Source organism: Empedobacter sp. R132-2 (assembly GCF_030324375.1).
In the GTDB taxonomy this organism is placed as follows: domain Bacteria; phylum Bacteroidota; class Bacteroidia; order Flavobacteriales; family Weeksellaceae; genus Empedobacter; species Empedobacter falsenii_B.
The window spans coordinates 1-19,684 of sequence record NZ_JACAGG010000005.1; the positions used below are offsets into that span (position 1 = coordinate 1).

General features: G+C 31.3%; 19 protein-coding genes. 14 read left to right on the plus strand and 5 right to left on the minus strand.

What is annotated here, in order from left to right:
- Positions 1-87: 87 nt before the first annotated feature.
- Positions 88-1,350: a DUF3472 domain-containing protein gene (locus tag HXZ69_RS04465; RefSeq protein WP_286495172.1), complete on the plus strand. Its 1,263-nt coding sequence runs from the start codon at positions 88-90 to the stop codon at positions 1,348-1,350.
- Between the two features lie 57 nt (positions 1,351-1,407).
- On the opposite strand, the gene HXZ69_RS04470 is transcribed toward HXZ69_RS04465, so the two are convergent.
- Both HXZ69_RS04470 and HXZ69_RS04475 read right to left on the minus strand, forming a co-directional pair.
- The gene (locus HXZ69_RS04470) at positions 1,408-2,424 is read right to left on the minus strand and encodes a PTS sugar transporter subunit IIC (protein ID WP_286495173.1); all 1,017 of its coding nucleotides are present in this window, start codon (positions 2,422-2,424) and stop codon (positions 1,408-1,410) included.
- Between the two features lie 82 nt (positions 2,425-2,506).
- Positions 2,507-5,968 carry a methylmalonyl-CoA mutase family protein gene (locus HXZ69_RS04475; RefSeq protein WP_286495174.1) on the minus strand — a complete coding sequence of 1,154 codons (3,462 nt, stop codon included), beginning with the start codon at positions 5,966-5,968 and terminating at the stop codon, positions 2,507-2,509.
- 599 nt (positions 5,969-6,567) lie between these two features.
- On the opposite strand from HXZ69_RS04475, the gene HXZ69_RS04480 reads away from it, so the two are divergent.
- Positions 6,568-7,053 (plus strand): hypothetical protein, encoded by a 486-nt coding sequence (locus HXZ69_RS04480; protein ID WP_286495175.1) that lies wholly within the window; start codon positions 6,568-6,570, stop codon positions 7,051-7,053.
- 1 nt (position 7,054) lies between these two features.
- Here HXZ69_RS04480 and HXZ69_RS04485 read toward each other — a convergent pair whose 3' ends face one another.
- Positions 7,055-7,732 (minus strand): uracil-DNA glycosylase, encoded by a 678-nt coding sequence (locus HXZ69_RS04485; RefSeq protein ID WP_219034364.1) that lies wholly within the window; start codon positions 7,730-7,732, stop codon positions 7,055-7,057.
- 45 nt (positions 7,733-7,777) lie between these two features.
- Between HXZ69_RS04485 and HXZ69_RS04490 the strand changes: the two genes are divergently transcribed.
- The 6 genes from HXZ69_RS04490 (at position 7,778) to HXZ69_RS04515 (ending at position 12,967) form a co-directional block, all read left to right on the plus strand.
- Positions 7,778-8,161: a DUF5004 domain-containing protein gene (locus tag HXZ69_RS04490; protein ID WP_115000084.1), complete on the plus strand. Its 384-nt coding sequence runs from the start codon at positions 7,778-7,780 to the stop codon at positions 8,159-8,161.
- Positions 8,162-8,229: 68 nt separating this feature from the next.
- Positions 8,230-10,377 carry an endonuclease MutS2 gene (locus HXZ69_RS04495; RefSeq protein WP_286495176.1) on the plus strand — a complete coding sequence of 716 codons (2,148 nt, stop codon included), beginning with the start codon at positions 8,230-8,232 and terminating at the stop codon, positions 10,375-10,377.
- A gap of 561 nt (positions 10,378-10,938) precedes the next feature.
- On the plus strand, positions 10,939-11,214 hold the full coding sequence (locus tag HXZ69_RS04500) for a hypothetical protein (protein ID WP_219034361.1): 276 nt from the start codon (positions 10,939-10,941) through the stop codon (positions 11,212-11,214).
- Between the two features lie 417 nt (positions 11,215-11,631).
- Positions 11,632-12,258, plus strand: a complete 627-nt coding sequence (locus tag HXZ69_RS04505; RefSeq protein WP_038336698.1) for a peroxiredoxin — start codon at positions 11,632-11,634, stop codon at positions 12,256-12,258.
- Positions 12,259-12,417: 159 nt separating this feature from the next.
- Complete coding sequence (locus tag HXZ69_RS04510) at positions 12,418-12,735, plus strand: thioredoxin family protein (protein WP_286495177.1); 318 nt, start codon at positions 12,418-12,420, stop codon at positions 12,733-12,735.
- Entirely contained in the window at positions 12,716-12,967 is a 252-nt protein-coding gene (locus HXZ69_RS04515) for a DUF6952 family protein (protein ID WP_038336694.1), read from the plus strand. The genes HXZ69_RS04510 and HXZ69_RS04515 overlap by 20 nt, the downstream gene beginning before the upstream one ends.
- 76 nt (positions 12,968-13,043) lie before the next feature.
- Here HXZ69_RS04515 and HXZ69_RS04520 read toward each other — a convergent pair whose 3' ends face one another.
- Together HXZ69_RS04520 and HXZ69_RS04525 are read right to left on the minus strand one after the other, a co-directional pair.
- Positions 13,044-13,664, minus strand: a complete 621-nt coding sequence (locus HXZ69_RS04520) for an L-threonylcarbamoyladenylate synthase (RefSeq protein WP_286495178.1) — start codon at positions 13,662-13,664, stop codon at positions 13,044-13,046.
- A gap of 63 nt (positions 13,665-13,727) precedes the next feature.
- A complete protein-coding gene (locus HXZ69_RS04525) occupies positions 13,728-14,603 on the minus strand; it encodes a DUF808 family protein (protein ID WP_286495179.1) in 876 nt (291 codons plus the stop codon).
- 197 nt (positions 14,604-14,800) lie between these two features.
- Here HXZ69_RS04525 and HXZ69_RS04530 point away from each other — a divergent pair, with 197 nt between their 5' ends.
- From HXZ69_RS04530 to HXZ69_RS04555, 6 genes are all read left to right on the plus strand, one after another.
- Positions 14,801-15,385: a Crp/Fnr family transcriptional regulator gene (locus HXZ69_RS04530; RefSeq protein ID WP_286495180.1), complete on the plus strand. Its 585-nt coding sequence runs from the start codon at positions 14,801-14,803 to the stop codon at positions 15,383-15,385.
- 54 nt (positions 15,386-15,439) lie between these two features.
- On the plus strand, positions 15,440-15,874 hold the full coding sequence (locus HXZ69_RS04535) for a carboxymuconolactone decarboxylase family protein (protein ID WP_286495181.1): 435 nt from the start codon (positions 15,440-15,442) through the stop codon (positions 15,872-15,874).
- 93 nt (positions 15,875-15,967) lie between these two features.
- Positions 15,968-16,681 (plus strand): AAA family ATPase, encoded by a 714-nt coding sequence (locus HXZ69_RS04540; RefSeq protein ID WP_115000956.1) that lies wholly within the window; start codon positions 15,968-15,970, stop codon positions 16,679-16,681.
- A gap of 9 nt (positions 16,682-16,690) precedes the next feature.
- Entirely contained in the window at positions 16,691-17,176 is a 486-nt protein-coding gene (locus tag HXZ69_RS04545; RefSeq protein ID WP_286495182.1) for a GNAT family N-acetyltransferase, read from the plus strand.
- 79 nt (positions 17,177-17,255) lie between these two features.
- Positions 17,256-18,293, plus strand: coding sequence for a sulfite exporter TauE/SafE family protein (locus HXZ69_RS04550; protein ID WP_286495183.1), 1,038 nt, complete (start codon positions 17,256-17,258; stop codon positions 18,291-18,293).
- Between the two features lie 81 nt (positions 18,294-18,374).
- Positions 18,375-19,658: an MFS transporter gene (locus HXZ69_RS04555; protein ID WP_280061172.1), complete on the plus strand. Its 1,284-nt coding sequence runs from the start codon at positions 18,375-18,377 to the stop codon at positions 19,656-19,658.
- Positions 19,659-19,684 lie beyond the last annotated feature (26 nt).

Here is a 19,684-nt window from a genome sequence, read left to right on the forward strand (position 1 = left end):
TCCAACTCAAAGATAATTTGAGATCCGAAATTTACGCGCTTTTTTTACGCTTTCTTTTAACGTTTAGGACGCTAATGAATTAACACCATGAAAACAATTCATTACATCTTATTCTCTCTTTCCGTTTTGGTTGGAGGAAATGTAATCGCTCAACAAACAAAAACTTATGACATTCCTTTGGTTGGAAATGCTTTTGAAGTCGGTCATAAAGAAGGATCATCATCTACAGTTACAAAAGTGGATGCTTTAATTTCTCCACAAACTAAAAATGTAACAAAAACGTATTTCAAAGTTTTAGGAACTGGAAATGTTAATATTCAATTAAAGGGTGAAGCTAAAAATGACGCTCAATTAAATGTTGGTTTCAATAAAAAAACAAAAAAATACAATTGGAAATCTACTGATAAAACTATTTCTGTAGGTACATTCGCTATTTCAAAACCGGGTTATGTTTCTGTTGATTTAAGCGGATTGAAAGGCGAAATTGCTATTACAGATTTTATAGTTAGTGGAACTGCTGTAGACAACGGAATTATTTATAGCAACGATCCGCAGTACTATTATTGGGCGAGACGTGGACCTTCTTGCCATTTAGCCTATGAAATTCCTTCTGATAAAAATGTTTCATATTACTACAATGAAATCGTTGTACCAAAAGACGCTGATATAATTGGTTCTTATTATATGGCAAACGGTTTTGGAGAAGGATATTTCGGAATTCAAGCTAATTCAGAAACGGAAAGACGTATTTTGTTTTCAGTTTGGAGTCCTTTCGTAACTGATGACCCAAAAAGTATTCCTGATGATGAAAAAATCGTTTTGTTAAAGAAAGGAGACAATGTGAAAACAGGAGAATTCGGTAACGAAGGTTCTGGTGGACAAAGTTATATGAAATACAATTGGAAAGCCGATACAACGTATAAATTCTTATTGAAAGGTGTTCCAAATGGTGATAATTCGACAACTTATACAGCTTGGTTTTTTATGCCAGAAACGAATAATTGGCAAATCATCGCAAGCTTTAAACGCCCTAAAACAAATACATACCTAAAAAGATTTCACTCTTTCCTAGAAAATTTTATGCCAACACAAGGTTACTTAACTAGAAAAGTAAACTTCAACAATCAATGGGTTTATGATGGAGAATGGAAAAAAGTAAATGGAGCAAAATTAACTGTTGATGCAACTTATAAAGCAAATCAACGTATTGATGCAACTGGAGGAACAACATCTACTGGATATTTCTTGAAGATGGGAGGCTTTTTTAATGAAATTGAACAACCTGGAACAGCTTTCAAGTTTGATAACAAACAAACTGCACCACAAATTGATTTTTCGAAATTACAATAATCAATATTGTATAAACTAAATAAAAAATCGGTTGGAATTATCCAACCGATTTTTTATTTACCCCAACTTCATATCACCATCTTTTATCCAGTTTTTCTTTTTCATGAAAATGTAAATTAAATATGAAATAATTGCTGGAGCAATGATTTGCAAAATTAATATTGAAGTTAAAATATATGAAGTATCATATTTAGATTTCATGGCATTGAAAGTTCCTATTTGTCCAACCAAACCACAAGAACCCATCCCCGATTCTAGAGCTGTATTTTCCATATTGAAATAAATAATTCCAATTGGACCTATAATCACTGAAGCTAAAGTTGGTGGAATCCAAATTTTCCAATTTTTATAAATGTTCGGAACCTGTAACATACTTGTCCCTAATCCTTGTGCTAAAACACCTTTCAAACCATTATCCTTAAAACTGATTGTAGCAAATCCAATCATTTGTGCACAACAACCTATTGTTGCAGCTCCAGCTGCTGAACCGTCTAATTCTAACATTAGACACAAAGCAGCTGATGAAATTGGTAAAGTCAAAACCATACCGACAATTACAGCAATTACAACTCCCATTATCAAAGGATTAGAATCGGTTGATAATATAATTATTTCACCAATCCATTTCATCATTTGTTGAACAGAAGGACCAATGATTTGTGCTAAGATTACTCCAACCAAAACAGTAATAATCGGTGTAATTACAATATCTATACGTGTTTCGCCTGCTACCATTTTTCCCACTTCAACCGCTACAATTGTCGCTATAAAAACACCTAAAGGTCCACCTAATTGATATGCTGCAATTCCTATAACTGCTGACGAAAATAACACCAATTGAGGTGCTCGTAAACTATAAGCAATAGCCAATGCTATCGCAGGTCCTGTCGCTTGATTCGCAACTGGCCAAACAATATCAGTTAAAAAAGAAATATCTAACTCTTCACCAATAGTTTTCAAAATTGTACCAACCAATAAAGTCGCAAATAAACCATAAGCCATTGCGCCCATTGCATCGATAAAATATCGTTTTGCAGAAATTTGTATATCTTTTTTGAGTAGGAAATTTTTCATGTTTGAAATTTACAAATTAATTAAAAATAAATAAGCCTTGTCTTTCGACAAGGCTTAAAAACAATATTAAAAATTATATTTCTTACATATTTCTACGATACTGTCCACCTACTTCGAACAAGGCAGAAGTAATTTGCCCTAACGAACAAACTTTGGTAGCTTCCATCAAAACTTCAAAAATATTTTGGTTGTTAACAGCTGCTTGTTGCGCATCTTCCAATGCACTTTCAGCTTGTTGTTTATTAATTTTATTCAGGTTTTCTTTAGTGTGAATTTGGAATTGTTTTTCTTCCTCTGTCGCACGAATTACCTCCGCAGGCACCACGGTTGGAGAACCTTTTGAACTTAAGAACGTATTTACACCAATAATTGGGAACGTTCCGTTGTGTTTCAATGTTTCGTAATACAATGATTCTTCCTGAATTTTAGAACGTTGATACATCGTTTCCATCGCTCCTAAAACGCCTCCACGCTCGGTAATACGATCAAATTCTTGTAAAACTGCTTCTTCAACTAAATCTGTTAATTCTTCGATAATGAACGAACCTTGAATTGGATTTTCGTTCTTTGCTAAACCTAATTCTTTGTTGATAATCAACTGAATAGCCATTGCTCTACGAACCGATTCTTCTGTTGGTGTTGTAATTGCTTCATCATACGCATTAGTATGCAATGAGTTACAGTTGTCATTAATTGCATATAAAGCTTGTAAAGTTGTACGAATATCATTGAAATCAATTTCTTGTGCGTGCAATGAACGACCCGAAGTTTGAATATGGTATTTTAACATTTGCGCACGTTCATTAGCTCCGTATTTATTTTTCAAGGCTTTTGCCCAAATTTTACGCGCCACACGACCAATTACCGAATATTCTGGATCGATACCATTTGAGAAGAAAAACGATAAATTTGGTCCAAACGCATTGATATCCATTCCGCGAGATAAATAATACTCAACATACGTAAAGCCGTTTGCTAATGTAAACGCTAACTGCGTAATAGGATTCGCTCCCGCCTCTGCAATATGGTAACCCGAAATAGAAACCGAATAGAAATTACGTACATTTTGGTTGATGAAATACTCTTGCACATCGCCCATTAAACGCAACGCAAATTCAGTTGAGAAAATACAAGTATTTTGAGCTTGATCTTCTTTTAAAATATCTGCCTGAACAGTTCCACGAACTTGAGCTAATGTATTTTTCTTGATTTCAGCATAAACATCCGCAGGTAAAACCTGATCTCCCGTTACACCTAAAAGCATCAATCCTAAACCATCATTCCCTTCTGGTAAATCGCCATTGTAACGAGGTCTTTCCAAACCTTTATCTTCGAAAATAGCTTTGATTTTTGCTTCAATTTCAGTTTCTAAACCATTTTCTTTGATGTATTTTTCACAATTTTGATCAATCGCGGCATTCATAAAGAAACCTAACAACATAGGTGCTGGTCCATTAATCGTCATCGAAACCGAAGTTGCTGGATGTGATAAATCGAAACCAGAATATAATTTCTTCGCATCATCTAAACAACAAATCGAAACTCCAGCATTACCAATTTTCCCGTAAATATCAGGACGATGACCTGGATCATTTCCATACAAAGTTACCGAATCAAACGCTGTAGACAAACGCTTTGCAGGCATTCCTTTCGATACATAATGGAAACGACGATTGGTACGCTCTGGTCCACCCTCACCCGCAAACATACGCGTTGGATCTTCTCCTTCACGTTTGAAAGGATACAATCCTGAAGTAAAAGGAAACTCTCCTGGAACATTTTCTTGTAAAACCCAACGTAAAATATCGCCCCAAGCTTCGTACTTTGGCAAAGCAATTTTAGGAATCTGTATGTGTGATAAAGACTCAGAATGTGTCTGAATTTTAATTTCTTTATCACGAACTTTAAATGTATAAACCGGATTTTTATATTTATTTACCTTTTCGTCCCAAGTCGTGATTACTTCCCAGTTGAAAGGGTCTAAATTCATTTTTAATTTATCAAATTCAGCTAAAAGAACTTTAACTAAATCAGCATTTTCTGTTCCAGAAATCTCGATTCCATGTTGAGAAATCGTTGGAGTTTTTCCAGAAAGTGTTTCAATTGTTTTAAAGAAACCATATAGCTTTTGAGCAACATCTCTCTGCGCATTTGCACGTACATCATACCCGCGATTATTCTCTGCAATCTCAGATAAATAACGCGTTCTTGAAGGTGGAATAACAAAAATCTTTTCAGACATTTCTTTTGTAATTTGAAAAGAAGATTTCAAATCGGCACCTGTTTTTTCAACTACTTTATCAATGATTGATTTGTATAATTGATTGGTTCCTGGATCGTTAAATTGAGAAGCAATTGTACCAAAAACTGGCATTTCATCAGGATTTACATCCCACAAATTATGATTACGTTGGTATTGTTTTTTTACATCGCGCAACGCATCTAAAGCTCCACGTTTATCGAATTTATTAATCGCTACAATGTCAGCAAAATCTAACATATCAATCTTTTCCAATTGCGTTGCAGCACCAAACTCTGGCGTCATAATGTACAATGAAGCATCAGAATGATCTAAAATTTCGGTATCTGATTGACCAATTCCAGAGGTTTCTAAAATAATCAAATCATATTTAGCAGCTTTCAACACCTGAATTGCTTCTTCCACATATTTTGATAACGCTAAATTTGATTGACGAGTTGCCAACGAACGCATATAAACACGAGGATTGTTGATAGAATTCATGCGAATACGATCGCCTAACAAAGCACCACCTGTTTTCTTTTTTGATGGATCGACAGAAACCAAAGCAATCGATTTTTCTGGAAAATCAATCAAAAAACGACGCACTAATTCATCAACCATCGACGATTTTCCAGCTCCACCTGTTCCTGTAATTCCTAAAACTGGCGCAGATTTATCGACAACTTTATCAAAGTCAAATGCTTTCAAAAAGTCTTCTTCACGATTTTCTGCCAACGAAATTAATCGCGCAATCGTCGTGATGTCTTTATCTTCTAATGATTGATACACATCTTTTCCTTCTGGTAATTCTAATGCCCCTGTCGGAAAATCTGCCTTCTCTACCATATCATTAATCATTCCTTGCAAACCTAATTCGCGACCATCATCAGGAGAGTATAAACGCGTAATTCCGTACTCCATCAATTCTTTAATCTCTGATGGCAAAATTACACCTCCACCTCCACCTACGATGCGGATGTGACCTGCTCCTTTTTCTTGAAGCAAATCGTACATATATTTGAAATATTCGTTGTGCCCCCCTTGGTAAGATGTCATTGCAATTGCATTTGCATCTTCCTGAATCGCAGTATTTACAACATCTTCAACCGATTTATCGTGACCTAAATGGATCACCTCGCAACCCGTTGCCTGAATAATGCGACGCATAATGTTAATCGACGCATCGTGCCCATCAAACAAAGCCGCTGCAGTTACAATACGAACTTTATTTTTGGGAGTGTATACTTCTTGTATTGGATGTACAAACTTTTCCTTCTTTTCTTCTTGAGTAATTTGTGACATTTATTTGTGATTTTGATTTTTTTATGACTCTTGCTAAGATAACATAATTTTAAACGTTATTAAAAGCATGAAATTATCATATTTAATAAAATAGTTTTAATTTATTAATAAATCACTAATCTTTCTTTTGATTTATTCACAATATATCATTAACTTTAAAGAGACTATTTAGAACTCTCATTATGAATACTTATTCCCTAAAAAACCTTTCAGACCTGTCAAGACTAGATGAACAAATGATTGTTTTATGGAATAAAAAGTTCAAACTATTTAACGAAGATAAGATTGATAAAAATTCACTATTTAATCATGATCACTTAAAAAAATTAATTATTATATCTTTTTTAATTGAATCAAATAAAAAAAATACAGTAGAAAATTTAAGTATAAAATCACTTTCAGAAATACAAATTTTATCCGAATTTGAAATTCAAAATTATATCCAGAAAAACAAAAGTTATGAACCAATTATTGAGTTATTAATCTGTTCTTGTTTTTCATATGATACACGTTTTTTTGACACCATTCTTACACTTTGTTTCAATAAAATTGGAATCGAAAAATGTTGTATAGATATAGTTTTCCCTTTTTTAAGTAAAATGTCTATCATTCTGGAAAAGTATACTATTCAAGAATCGGTTATTTCTTTTTCTAAAAATCTAATTAGAAAACATCTTTTTTATTTGATTAAATCAATTCCATATTCAGATCAAAATTCTCGTAAATGGCTTTTATTTTTACCTGAAAAAGAAAATGATGATTTAGAATTAATTTATACTTATCTTCTTTTAAAAATTAATAACGAAAAAGGAATTTATTTAGGCGAAAATCAAAGTTTAAATTCCATTTTAGAATGTATTGAAAATACTCAAATTACACATATTTTTATTTATATCTCTAAAAATTATGACTCTTTTTCTCTTGCAATTTATCTCGAATCAATCACGAAAAATCTTCCAAATGTTACCATTTTTGTAGCTACTTATACTATTCTAAAAGAAAAAATAACCGAAAAAGTTCCGTATATAAACGTAAACACCCCAACAGCTTTTAATTCTTATTTACAAAAAATTATGGCGATGTAAATTATTTACTTTTGATTTCCCAATTTATAGGTTGTAGATTCTTACTTTTCAAAAAATTATTAGTTTTCGAAAAAGGTTTACTTCCCCAAAAACCTCTGTAAGCTCCTAATGGAGAAGGATGAGCAGATTCTATAACAACATGCTTATTTCGGTCAATTTTTGCTCCTTTTTTTTGAGCATAAGCTCCCCAAAGTATAAAAACTAAATTTTCTTTTTGATCAGAAAGCTTCTGTATTACAGCATCTGTAAATATTTCCCAACCTTTTTTCTGGTGCGAACCTGCCTTAGAAGCTTCAACCGTCAATGTTGCATTTAATAATAATACACCTTGTTTAGCCCATGTTTCCAAATTTCCAGAAGTAGAAATTCTTATTCCTAAATCATCATTCAACTCTTTATAAATATTTTGCAAACTTGGAGGTAATTTAATTCCATCGACAACCGAAAAAGACAAACCATTTGCTTGTCCAATCCCATGATAAGGATCTTGACCAATCAAAACCACTTTAACATCATCAAAAGGCGTATAATCTAATGCAGAAAATATTTTGGATGCGGGAGGATATATTGTTTTTGTTTCATACTCATTTCGTACAAAATCTGTCAATATTTTAAAGTAATCTTTTTCAAATTCATTCTTTAAAACTTCTTTCCAAGAAGCATCTAATTTCACATCCATTTTCATATATTTATACAGAAACAAAATTAACCAATTTTAACCTCTATGAAAAAGTTTCTTTACCTAATTCCCTTTTTTATACTAAATTCTTGTATAGATTTTGCTGATGATGATCCTTATGATTTAGGCCGGAAAATTGAAAATAATATAAAAGTTTTGAATACAGATATGATATATAATGCAGACCGAACATACAACATAAGCACTGAAGTGAAGAATAAAAACAAGGATTTTTCAGTAAAAGTTAAATTAACTTTTGAATTTAAAAATCCAAATCCGACAATCAATTCCGAAACTTTAACTATTGATTTAAAACCAAATGAAACTAAAAAATCAGTTTTCAGAAGTAGCAAAGCAAATACTAACACAGATCAAATGACATATATTAATAAGGTCAAAATTAATGTCATTCACTTTGATCGGTCATAAAAAATCACGGATTTCAAAGTATTTCATGATTTTGAATTTGTCGAAATTTTATCCGTAATTTTGCGTTAATGCAAATATCAGAACAAACTTTAAAAGATTTAGAATTTAATGCGGTTCAAAAAGAAATCGCAGAATTTGCTTATACAGAAAAGGTTGAGGCACTTATTTTTAACTTAAAACCTTATCAGGATCACCAACTTTTGGTACAAGATCTACAAACGACAAACGAATATTTAACAAGTTTCGAGACGGGAAATCGTTTTCCGTTTTCAGAATATTATATTTTAGATGAAAATCTAAACCGATTAGAAATTGAGAATTATTATTTGCCTGCAGAAGAATTCTTCAAAATCAAGGCAAATACGCTTCAAGTGAAAGAAATCTTGAAATATTTGACAGCTTTCAACGAATATGCACCTGTTTTGTTTGAGAAAGCTTCAACGATTACTTACGAAAAAAATATCATAAAATTAATCGATCAAGTATTCAATAAATTTGGAGAAATCAAGGACGACGCAAGTCCTGAACTGAAAATTGTACGCGATCGTTTGCGTCATTTGAATGGACGAATTACCGAATTATTCAATAAATCGATGTCTTATCATTCGGATTATTTGGATGACATTCGTGAATCTGTTGTTGGAAATCGTCGCGTTTTGGCCGTTAAATCTGCTTTGAGAAAACGTGTGAAAGGGCAATTTTTAGGTACTTCTAAAACTGGATCGATTACGTTTATTGAGCCAGAAAGTGTACAAAATCCTCGTCGTGAATGGGAAGAATTAAAAGAAGAAGAAAAACATTTGGTTATTCAGATTTTATTAGATTTAACTGCTCAAATTGCAGAATACAAACCAAATCTTGAAGAATATCAAACGTTTTTAGAATACATCGATTTTACACAAGCGAAAGCAAATTATGCTTTTTTGATTAATGGAATTTTACCTCAACTTTCTGAGAATCGAATTATCAAATTAGTCGATGCTTATCATCCTGTTTTATTTTTAAACAATAAAAGAAAAGCTCAAAAAACGATTCCGCAGAGTTTAGAAATTAACGAAGATTGTCGAATTATCATTATTTCTGGTCCAAATGCTGGAGGAAAATCAATTACGTTAAAAACAATTGGTTTACTTCAAATTATGATTCAGAGTGGTGTTTTAGTTCCTGTAAAAGATCAAAGTCAATTTGGATTTTTTAATCAAATTTTCACAGATATTGGAGATAATCAATCCATTGAAAATCATTTATCAACATACAGTTATCGTCTAAAACAAATGTCCTATTTCTTGAAGAATGCAGACGATAAAACATTATTGTTAGTTGATGAATTTGGGACAGGTTCTGATCCAGAATTGGGTGGAGCTTTGGCCGAAGTTTTCTTTGAAGAATTTTATGAACGTAATTCTTTCGGTGTTTTTACGACGCATTATACAAATATCAAATTGAGCGCAGAAAGTTTGCCAGAAGCGATAAATGCTTGTATGTTGTTTGATAAAAAAACATTGGAACCACTTTATCGTTTGGAAATTGGACAAGCCGGAAGTTCATTTACATTTGAGGTTGCTGAGAAAAATAAAATTCCGTTTCGTTTGATTAATCGTGCGAAGAAAAAAGTTGAACGTGAAAAAGTGAGTTTGGATAAAACTATTTTAAAACTTCAACAAGAAAAATTTGAAATTCAGAAAACAAAAGATCATGTTGAAGAGTTGCGCGAAACAAATCTTGAGCACAACGAAAAATTAGAGCAAACGAATGAAAAAATTCAGCAAAAACTATATGATTTTCAGCAATTATATGATCGCGAGCAAAAACGTTTGAAACTTGGAGAACGTATTTCAGACATGGCGGATTCTTACTTGAAAACGAAAAATAAAAAGCAAATGATTTCGAATTTCTTGAAATTAATTGAAATGGAAAACTCGAAAAAAACGAAAGAAGTTCAACGATTAAAGAAAATTGAAAAGATTGTAGAGAAAGAAGTTAAACGCGAGTTAAAAGAAAATTCAGAAACAATTTCTCAACAAAAAGAAGTCATCGAAAAGAAAGAAAAAGCAGCTACTCAGAAAAAAATTGATGCGTTGAAAGTTGGTGATCGTGTCAAAATTCATGGTTCGTCTAGTGTTGGAACAATTGATAAGATAAAAAAAGAAATTGTTTTTGTAAATTACGGTTTATTTACAACTCAAATCAATGTTAATGAGGTATATAAAATTTAGTTTTTTCGTTTAATTAAAAAGTTTTCAATCTTGTTTGTGGCAAGATGATGACATTAAACACTATTCTTGTTCTTTTATAATAGATGTAACAAATTGAAATAACACATTGAGTGATTGTAAATATATAGTTACTATCAACAATCGAGGAATGATGAATGAAAAAGGTATTTTTTAATTTAAGTTTAAGAATTCTTCAAAAATTTACACAAAAAATTCAGCTATATAAACTGTTAAATCTGGTGTTAATAATATTCCGGTTGAAATTAGCAACTGTAATTATGAAGATGAAATAATCGAAGTTTGTTTTATGCAATACAAATAACACACGATATATAAATTATTTATAAAAGATTAATTACCCAAACTTTATTTCTAAATATTACTAATTGTGCATTCGCACAAACGAATAATAACTGGGGTTGGTTAATTGGAAATTGGGGAGGAATTGGTATTGGAAAACCTGGCGAAGGAAAAGGAACTTTTTCTTTTGGTCATCAATTAAATAACAATATTATTGTCCGAAAAAGTCATTCTGAATATCCTTCACGAGATTCTAAAAAAATGACAGTATATGATGATTTACTGGTTGTTTATTTAGATGAAAATAAAAATTTATCGAAAGCTATTTATTTTGATAACGAAGGTCATGTTATCAATTATTCGATTACTTATCCCGAAAAAAAGATTACATTTCTGAGTGAAACAAAACCCAATCAACCCATATTTAGATTGATTTACTCGCTACTCGAAAATAATGAAGTTAACACAGCTTTTGAAATTTCAATGGATGGAAAAAATTTTAATACCTATATCGAAAGAAAAATTAAAAAAATATAAAACGAAAAAGGTTAGTGAATTCACTAACCTTTTTCGTTTTAATATCTTAATCTTTCTCTATGCCTTGTGAACTTATCATTAAATCATAATTATCACAGTCGTTTTTAAATAAAATTTAATTCATTTTAAATAATCATCAACATAATGAATATCATTCTTTAGGGTAAATAATCTTCGTAAATTAGCGTATAAATAAGATAAAAAGGCTGTTGTATTGAATTTCAATAGAATATTAACTCAATAATTATTATTAATCATATATCATAAATATAATTTATAGTATAATCTATATTTGAAATTGAAAATATATGGACAGTTTAAAATATCAGTCTAAATTTGTATCAGTAAAAGAGATAAAAACTATTACAAGTTTTATCACATCGAGAAGTAAAAAACAAAATATAAAAAATTAAAATTATGTCATTAGTAGGAAAAAAAGCGCCTTTATTCACAGCGCCAGCAGTAATTGATGGAGACGAAATCGTAGAAAACTTTTCAATGCCAATCGGAGAGAAAAACATCGTTTTATTCTTCTACCCAAAAGATTTTACATTTGTTTGTCCAACAGAATTACACGCATTCCAAGCTAAATTAGCTGAATTCGAAAAAAGAGATGCTGTTGTAATCGCTGCTTCTTGTGATTCAGAAGAAACTCACTTAGCGTGGTTAAACACTGCAAAAGATAACGGAGGTATCGAAGGTGTTACTTACCCAATCGTTGCTGACTTAGCAAAAACTATCGCTATGGATTACGGAGTTTTAGCTGGTGAGTATGTTTACAATGAAGAAAATGATTCTTTAAAATTTGAAGGAGCTCCAGTTGCTTACCGTGGTACTTTCATCATCGACAAAAATGGTGTTGTTCGTCACGAAACAATCAACGATTTACCATTAGGACGTAACATCGATGAGTATGTACGTTTATTAGATGCAATTTTACACGTTGAGAAATATGGTGAAGTTTGTCCAGCAAACTGGGAAGAAGGAAAAGATGCTATGAACGCTACTAAAGATGGTGTAGCTTCTTACTTAGCTTCTCACTAAAAATAACTTGAAAATCTTTTGATTTTCAAAATTCACGAAGAGGCTGTCTAAAAAATTTGACAGGAGATTTTAACGAATTCATTTTCAATAAAAATCACTAAGCTCAACACTTAGACAGCCTTTTTTATACCCAATTTTTAACTTATAAAAATTAATAAAATGTTTGCAGAATTAGAACAAGATAACTTAGCACAAGTAGTTGCTGATAACAATATAGTAATTGTACAATATGGTGCTGGATGGTGTGGAAACTGCCGTTTAGTAAAACCAAAATTCAAAAAATTAGCGGCTGAATATGAAGGTCAAGCTGAGTTTTTATATGTTGATGCTGAAAAATTAGTAGAATCAAGAAAATTAGCTGAAGTTCCAAATTTACCAACTTTCGCGGTTTTCAAAGGAGGAGAAAATGTAGGACAAGTAACTGCGTCTAAAATTGATGCTGTAAAAGAATTGATCAATGAAGTTGCCGGTATTTAAGAATTTAGCAAAAAACGTTTCTATTGAAGCAATGGAAACAGCTTTAGAAGTTTTGGAAGTTTATGCTGATTCTCCAGCTGTAAAGGAGCCAGAACAAGAAGTAATTGGAGAAATGATTTCTAACATTTGTGGAGCTATGGAAATGAAGCAAATGATGGAAGAAGAAGGATTGGACGAGCGTACTGCTGCCAATACTTTTATGCAACGCGTAATGGGTTCGATTGATAAATAATTTTATCAATTAGTTAGTATAGAAAAAGGATTTCAATTGAAATCCTTTTTTGGTTTTATATAATTAATGTTGAATCCTATAAATAATCTTCAATATCACCCTTACCTTCACGTAAAACCTCTACTCCATCCGTTATATCAACAACAGTAGACGCAATATTATCTCCATAACCACTATCAATGACAGCATCTACAAGCTTCTCCCATTTTTCAAAAATCAATTCAGGATCTGTTGTATATTCTACAATTTCATCTTCATCATAAATAGAAGTTGAAGCAATAGGATTTCCTAATTTTTCGACAATCATTTGCGGAACAGCATGATCTGGAACACGAATACCAACCGTTTTTTTACCTTTGTAAGCAACAGGTAAATTGCGCGATGCATTCATGACAAATGTAAAAGGACCTGGTAAAGCGCGTTTCAAAATTTTGAACGTACTGTTATCAATTGGTAAAGTATATTGTGACAAATGGCTTAAATCATTACAAACAATAGAAAAATGAGATTTTTCAAGTTTAACACCTTTCAATCGAGCAAGTTTCTCCATTGCTTTAATATTCGTAATATCACATCCTAATCCATACACAGTATCGGAAGGATAAATAATTAAACCTCCATTTTGTAAAATCTTAACCACTTGATCAATCGCTTTTTCTTGTGGATTTTCTGGATGAATTCTGATATAATCTGCCATTTGTAAATCTTTATTCAAAGATACGAAATAGTTAACAATTCTTTTCGAAATCTATTCTATCTCCTAACCTTTAGCTAAACCTATTATTTTCTTAACTATTGTGACAAGTACCACAACCAATAATCCTGCAATCAAAGCAATCAAAGCTTCGCTAATCATCATTGGAATTGCTGTAGGTAAATGATGATGAATATAATCGATGTTATGAACAAATATCCCGCCTGAAACCAATAAAAGCGCAACAGTCCCTACAAATCCTAAAATTTTGATCACATATGGTAATGCATCAACCAAAAAATGTCCTAATTTAGAAACAGCTCCTTTGTCGTGTGATGCTTTTATCAGTTTAAAACCTGCATCATCCATACGAACAATTAAGGTTACAATCCCGTAAACACCAATGGTTGCTAAAATTGCAATAAACGAAACTGTAAAAACTTGTGTCAACATTGGTTGTTCCAAAACTGTACTCAATGCAATAATCACAATTTCTATCGAAAGGATAAAGTCCGTAATAATCGCAGATTTCACTTTTGATTTTTCCGAAACATGCTTCTTATCTTCTACTTTATCTTCATGAATAACTTCTGAACCTTTTTTTGGACGGTGAAAAATAAACTCGATTATTTTCTCTACACCTTCAAAAGCTAAATAAAAACCTCCCAAAATCAAAACATATTTTATCACTTCTGGCATATAATGATTTAGTGTCAAAACAATTGGAACAATGATCAATTTATTGATAAAAGAGCCTTTTGTTATTGCCCATAAAACTGGTATTTCGCGCGAAGATAAAAATCCCGTTGCTTTCTCAGCATTTACAGCCAAATCATCTCCTAAAATCCCTGCTGTTTTACTCGCTGCTACTTTACTTGTAACCGCTACATCATCCATCAATGCTGCAATATCATCTAAAATTGCAAATATTCCTGAAGCCATATTATTGTTATTTTTTGGTTCGTAAAAGTAAAAAAAAATGTCAAATCTTTATAGATTATTTTTATGTTCTTTCGACGATTCATTTCAAGTAAATTGCACTCCAAATTCTGACTATAAACCTGATTAATTTTAAACTAAATTAAGTCCTTTCGGAAACTAATCATTAATTTTAAAGAGAAATATATTAAGCTTATAAAATGGAAAATTCTTTCGGTCAGTTAAAGAAACATATTCAAATTTTCACTTCAATTTCTGAAGAAGAATTTCACGATTCAGTCCAATATTTTGAGAAATTTTCGGTGAAGAAAAAAGAAATGATTCATAAAGCTGGAACAGTTTGTACGTACAATTATTTTATTATTTCTGGATGTATTCGATTATTTTTCATCAATGAAAAAGGTGTAGAACAAACCATTGATTTTGCTATCGAAAATTGGTGGTTGACAGATTTGTTTTCTTACATTAATCAACAAAGTTCTGAGTTTTATATTCAAGCTGTAGAAAATGCAATTATTATGAAAATGAGTAAAACGAACGAAGAAATTTTATGCGAAAAACATCCTATTTTCAATTCGTATTTCAAACAAATTTATCAAAAAGCAAATGCTGCTGCTCAAATGCGTTCCAAATATTTGAAAGAGTTTTCGAAAGAGGAGTTTTATCTTCACTTCAAGAAAAATTTTCCTGAGTTTTTACAACGTGTTCCGCAATATTTATTAGCTTCTTATTTAGGTTTCACACCCGAATATTTAAGCGAAATCCGAAAGAAAGAGTTTTCTTAAACCAGTTTAATTTTATTGAATAAATAATCAACGAACTTTGTAAAAAATTAAGAAATGAAATCACGATTAAACATTCAAAAATTAGAACCAAAAGCTTACGAAGCAATGTATGGTCTAGAGAATTATTTAGCAAATTCTGAATTAGATAAATTACATTTAGAACTTATTAAAATCAAAGCTTCACAAATCAATGGTTGTGCTTTTTGTATTAATATGCACACCAAAGACGCGATGAAATTAGGCGAAACAAATCAACGTATTTTTTTGTTGAATGCGTGGCGAGAAACGACACTTTTTACAGAAGAAGAGCGTGTGATATTGGAGATGACAGAAGAAATTACAAATATTAGTCAACATGGTTTATCAGAAGAAACTTATCAAAAAGCATTAACACTTTTTTCTGAAAATTATATTGCGATTATCATTATTGCAATTACCACGATTAATGCTTGGAATAGAATTGCAATCAGTTCTCATATGACGGTTTAAAATTTTAGCTTCAGAAATCTGAAGCTTTTTTTGTGCTAAAAATCGGCTTTCGGATTAAAATAGTTTATTTTTGAGTCTTGAAGTAAAATTGATATGAATATTTACGATTTAATTGTTGACGATAAGGAAGAAATTTCTTTGAATGATGTTTTTTTAGATGATCAAAATCTTGCTCAAGTAAAACAACTTATCAAAGAACATAGATATATAGAGGAATTGAGTAAATATAATTTACCTGTCAATAATAAAATTTTGTTGCATGGATTTTCAGGTTGTGGAAAAACAACAACTGCAAAAGCAATTGCAAATGAAATCGGAAAACCAATATTGATTTTGAATTTAAGTAATATTGTTTCATCAAGAATTGGTGAAACTTCGCAAAATATTCGAATGCTTTTTGATAAAGCTGCTCGTGAAAAAGCAATTCTATTTTTGGATGAGTTTGACCAAATCGGAAAAGCGCGTGGAAATGATGACAAAGATGTTGGCGAAATGCGTCGTTTAGTGAACACAGTAATTCAATTAATTGATTATTTGCCACAAAATTCGTTGTTGATAGCCGCAACAAATCATCCACATATTATTGATGTTGCATTGTTGAGAAGATTTCAATTAAAAATTGATTTCAAAATGCCAACTTCTGAAATGTTAGATGTTTATTATGATAAACTTTTAAACGATTTACCAAAAGATATTCAATCACTCAAACGAAAATATAACGTTTCATTTGCAGAAGCTAAAGATTATGCACTTACAAACGCAAAAGCATTACTGATTGAAAAATTAGAACGTCAAGCAAATTCTTAAAACCAAAATATGGAAGACGAATTAATTTATTTCAGAGAACTTTTGGACACTGATGTAGCACGACTTTTCGAAATTTATTCGAATGCAAAAGCCATGAAATACCGCGAAACCGCTCCAATGAAAACAATCGAAGATTCGTACAAAATGCTGGAAAGAGATAAAGAAAAAAAGAATTCTGGATATGAATTTCGTTTTGCTGTTATCGAAAAATCTTCTGAAACCTTGATTGGTACTGTGATGTTTCAACCTGTTCACGACAAAGCGATTATTGGCTATTCGATTGATGAACAATTTTGGAACAGAGGTTACGCAACACGAATCATCAATCTGATTTCGAAAGAGTTGAAATCGAGAAAATATATGCTGATTGAAGCTTGGGTGAAAAAAGAAAATATCGCCTCGTCTAAAGCCTTATTAAAAAATAATTTTCAACAGATTTCGCAAACAATTTATCCGAAAAATCATCTTTTTCAATTAAGATTTACTTATTCTTAAGTTTTACTTAAGATAAGTCTTTAAGCATTAATTTCTAAAATCATCGTCCTAATTTTGTAACAGAATAAAATTTCTGGTCATGATTTTTACTATTTTTCTCCTATTTATTGGAGCTATTTTAGCATTTTGGATAAGTGCAATTTGTGGCGGTGGCGCAAGTTTAATCTTAATTCCAATCCTCAATCTTATTATTCCAACTTCGTTAGTCCCTTTTTCGTTAACAATCGGAACATTTACAAGTTCTGCCTCTCGAATAGCGGCTTTCAGAAAATCTGTACATTGGAAAATCTTCTTTTGGTTCGTGCCATTTTCGATTCCAGCAGTTTTAATGGGCGCTTATTTAATCAAATTTATCAACCCAATTTATTTACAAATTATTGTAGCTGTATTATTGATTTCAAATGTTCCACAATTATTTCTAAACAAAAAACAACAAGACAATGAAGAAAAACCTTCACCAAAATATATTTTGGCCATTGTTGGTTTTTTAGCTGGATTCGTTTCTGGAATAACAGGAGCAATAGGTTTATTATTCAATAGATTTTATTTAAAATATGGATTAACAAAAGAAGAAATTATTGCAACGCGAGCTGCCAACGAAATTATACTTCATATCATAAAATTAATCATTTATATTGTTCTTGCTTTATACTCAAAGAACGCATTATTACTTGGATTGACGATTGCAATTGCCTCAATTATTTCTTCTTATACGGTCAAATATATTTTACCTTATTTTAGCGATTTTATTTTCAGAAAAGTTGGCTATGCAGCGATGGTTATTTCTGGAATTACACTTTTTTATACAAGTTCCCAAAAAATCATTCAAGAAGATAAAGTTCAACTTACAACAACAAGTAAAGGTGACGAAAATGAAACCACTTTAAAATGGCGAAACAGCGATTTTGTGATGGAATATTCGTTAGATGGTGAATTTGAGATTGAACGTCCAATTCAACCGAATGAATTACCTAAAAATTTATTAAAGAAATACAATGAAATTTTACCTAATTACGATAAAATCCATCTCGAAAAAGTATTCAGAATTGGAGAAGATAGTTATGAGTTTTATTGTTACAAAGACAATAAACTGACCAAATTTGAACTGAAAGAATAGAAGATTGAACAATTAATTTTTACGAAACATTATTTTTGATAAATTATTCTTAAGTTTAACCAACATTACTATAAAAAATTTATGAATACAAAAGATAATCCCAAACTAATACGAGCTTGGATTTCTTACGACTGGGCAAATTCTGTTCATTCTTTAGTTATTGCCTCTGCTATTTTTCCGGTTTATTACACTTTAATGACCTATGATGCGAACGATCACCCAATTAAATTTTTAGGATTATTACCAGAGTCCGCATTCAATTTTTCATTGGCAATTGCTTTCTTTTTTGTGATTGTTTTGTCTCCTGTTTTATCTTCAATTGCAGATTTAATCGGAAATAAAATAAAATTTCTTCGCTTTTTTTGCTATTTAGGATCTTTCTCATGCATCGGAATGTTTTTCTTTACATCAAGCGATTTAGTTTGGTTAGCTTTATTACTCAATATCACTGCAAGCATAGGTTTTTGGGGAAGTTTAGTTTTTTACAACGCCTATTTACCAGAAATTGTCTCAGACGAAAAAATGGACAAAGTTTCGGCGCAAGGTTATATGTTTGGTTATATTGGTTCTGTCATTTTATTGACGATTTGTTTGGCAATGATACAATTCGCCCCAGAAGAACAACAAGCAATGTTTACTCGAATAAGTTTCTTATTAACAGGAATTTGGTGGTTAGGATTTGGACAAATTGCATTAAGTAAATTACCAAACCACAAATATGATCGCGAAATTCCAAAAGATATCATCAAATCGAGTTTTAGAAATTTAAAACATACCTTCAAAGATCTTAATCAATACAAAAATATTCGTGTTTTTTTGGCTGGATTTTTCTTTTACAGTTTAGCAATGCAAACTATCTTTTTGATGGCGGCAATGTTTGGAAGTTCAGAAATAGGAATGGAATCTTCAGAATTGATTATGACCATTTTATTAATTCAAATTGAAGCTGTTTTAGGTGCATGGTTATTCTCTTTTCTATCAGGAAAAATAGGAAATAAGAAAACCTTATTAATCGGGATTTTTATCTGGATTATTACATGTATTATTGGTTATTTGATTAATAAAAATGATCCTAATGTAAAAACTCAATTTTACGTAATGGCTGCAATGGTTGGTCTTGTAATGGGAGGTTTGCAAGCTTTATCACGTTCTACATACGCCAAATTATTACCAGAAACAGAAGATACTACAACCTATTTTAGCTTTTACGATGTTTTCGAAAAATTTGCCTTATTTTTAGGTTTAGTTATTTATGGATTATTGATTGAATATTCTGGCGGAATGAAAGCTTCGGCACTTGCAATGGGCGTTTCGTTTGCGATTAGTTTCGTTATTTTATTGTTCTATAAAATGGAAAAGAAGTAAAGTCATTTATATCAAATAAAAAACTA

Bases quoted from the DNA above. Each gene is read 5' to 3' on its own strand.
- HXZ69_RS04465 (WP_286495172.1), top strand. From the start codon at position 88: ATGAAAACAATTCATTACATCTTATTCTCTCTTTCCGTTTTGGTTGGA.
- HXZ69_RS04470 (WP_286495173.1), bottom strand. From the start codon at position 2,424: ATGAAAAATTTCCTACTCAAAAAAGATATACAAATTTCTGCAAAACGA.
- HXZ69_RS04475 (WP_286495174.1), bottom strand. From the start codon at position 5,968: ATGTCACAAATTACTCAAGAAGAAAAGAAGGAAAAGTTTGTACATCCA.
- HXZ69_RS04480 (WP_286495175.1), top strand. From the start codon at position 6,568: ATGTCTATCATTCTGGAAAAGTATACTATTCAAGAATCGGTTATTTCT.
- HXZ69_RS04485 (WP_219034364.1), bottom strand. From the start codon at position 7,732: ATGGATGTGAAATTAGATGCTTCTTGGAAAGAAGTTTTAAAGAATGAA.
- HXZ69_RS04490 (WP_115000084.1), top strand. From the start codon at position 7,778: ATGAAAAAGTTTCTTTACCTAATTCCCTTTTTTATACTAAATTCTTGT.
- HXZ69_RS04495 (WP_286495176.1), top strand. From the start codon at position 8,230: ATGCAAATATCAGAACAAACTTTAAAAGATTTAGAATTTAATGCGGTT.
- HXZ69_RS04500 (WP_219034361.1), top strand. From the start codon at position 10,939: ATGACAGTATATGATGATTTACTGGTTGTTTATTTAGATGAAAATAAA.
- HXZ69_RS04505 (WP_038336698.1), top strand. From the start codon at position 11,632: ATGTCATTAGTAGGAAAAAAAGCGCCTTTATTCACAGCGCCAGCAGTA.
- HXZ69_RS04510 (WP_286495177.1), top strand. From the start codon at position 12,418: ATGTTTGCAGAATTAGAACAAGATAACTTAGCACAAGTAGTTGCTGAT.
- HXZ69_RS04515 (WP_038336694.1), top strand. From the start codon at position 12,716: ATGAAGTTGCCGGTATTTAAGAATTTAGCAAAAAACGTTTCTATTGAA.
- HXZ69_RS04520 (WP_286495178.1), bottom strand. From the start codon at position 13,664: ATGGCAGATTATATCAGAATTCATCCAGAAAATCCACAAGAAAAAGCG.
- HXZ69_RS04525 (WP_286495179.1), bottom strand. From the start codon at position 14,603: ATGGCTTCAGGAATATTTGCAATTTTAGATGATATTGCAGCATTGATG.
- HXZ69_RS04530 (WP_286495180.1), top strand. From the start codon at position 14,801: ATGGAAAATTCTTTCGGTCAGTTAAAGAAACATATTCAAATTTTCACT.
- HXZ69_RS04535 (WP_286495181.1), top strand. From the start codon at position 15,440: ATGAAATCACGATTAAACATTCAAAAATTAGAACCAAAAGCTTACGAA.
- HXZ69_RS04540 (WP_115000956.1), top strand. From the start codon at position 15,968: ATGAATATTTACGATTTAATTGTTGACGATAAGGAAGAAATTTCTTTG.
- HXZ69_RS04545 (WP_286495182.1), top strand. From the start codon at position 16,691: ATGGAAGACGAATTAATTTATTTCAGAGAACTTTTGGACACTGATGTA.
- HXZ69_RS04550 (WP_286495183.1), top strand. From the start codon at position 17,256: ATGATTTTTACTATTTTTCTCCTATTTATTGGAGCTATTTTAGCATTT.
- HXZ69_RS04555 (WP_280061172.1), top strand. From the start codon at position 18,375: ATGAATACAAAAGATAATCCCAAACTAATACGAGCTTGGATTTCTTAC.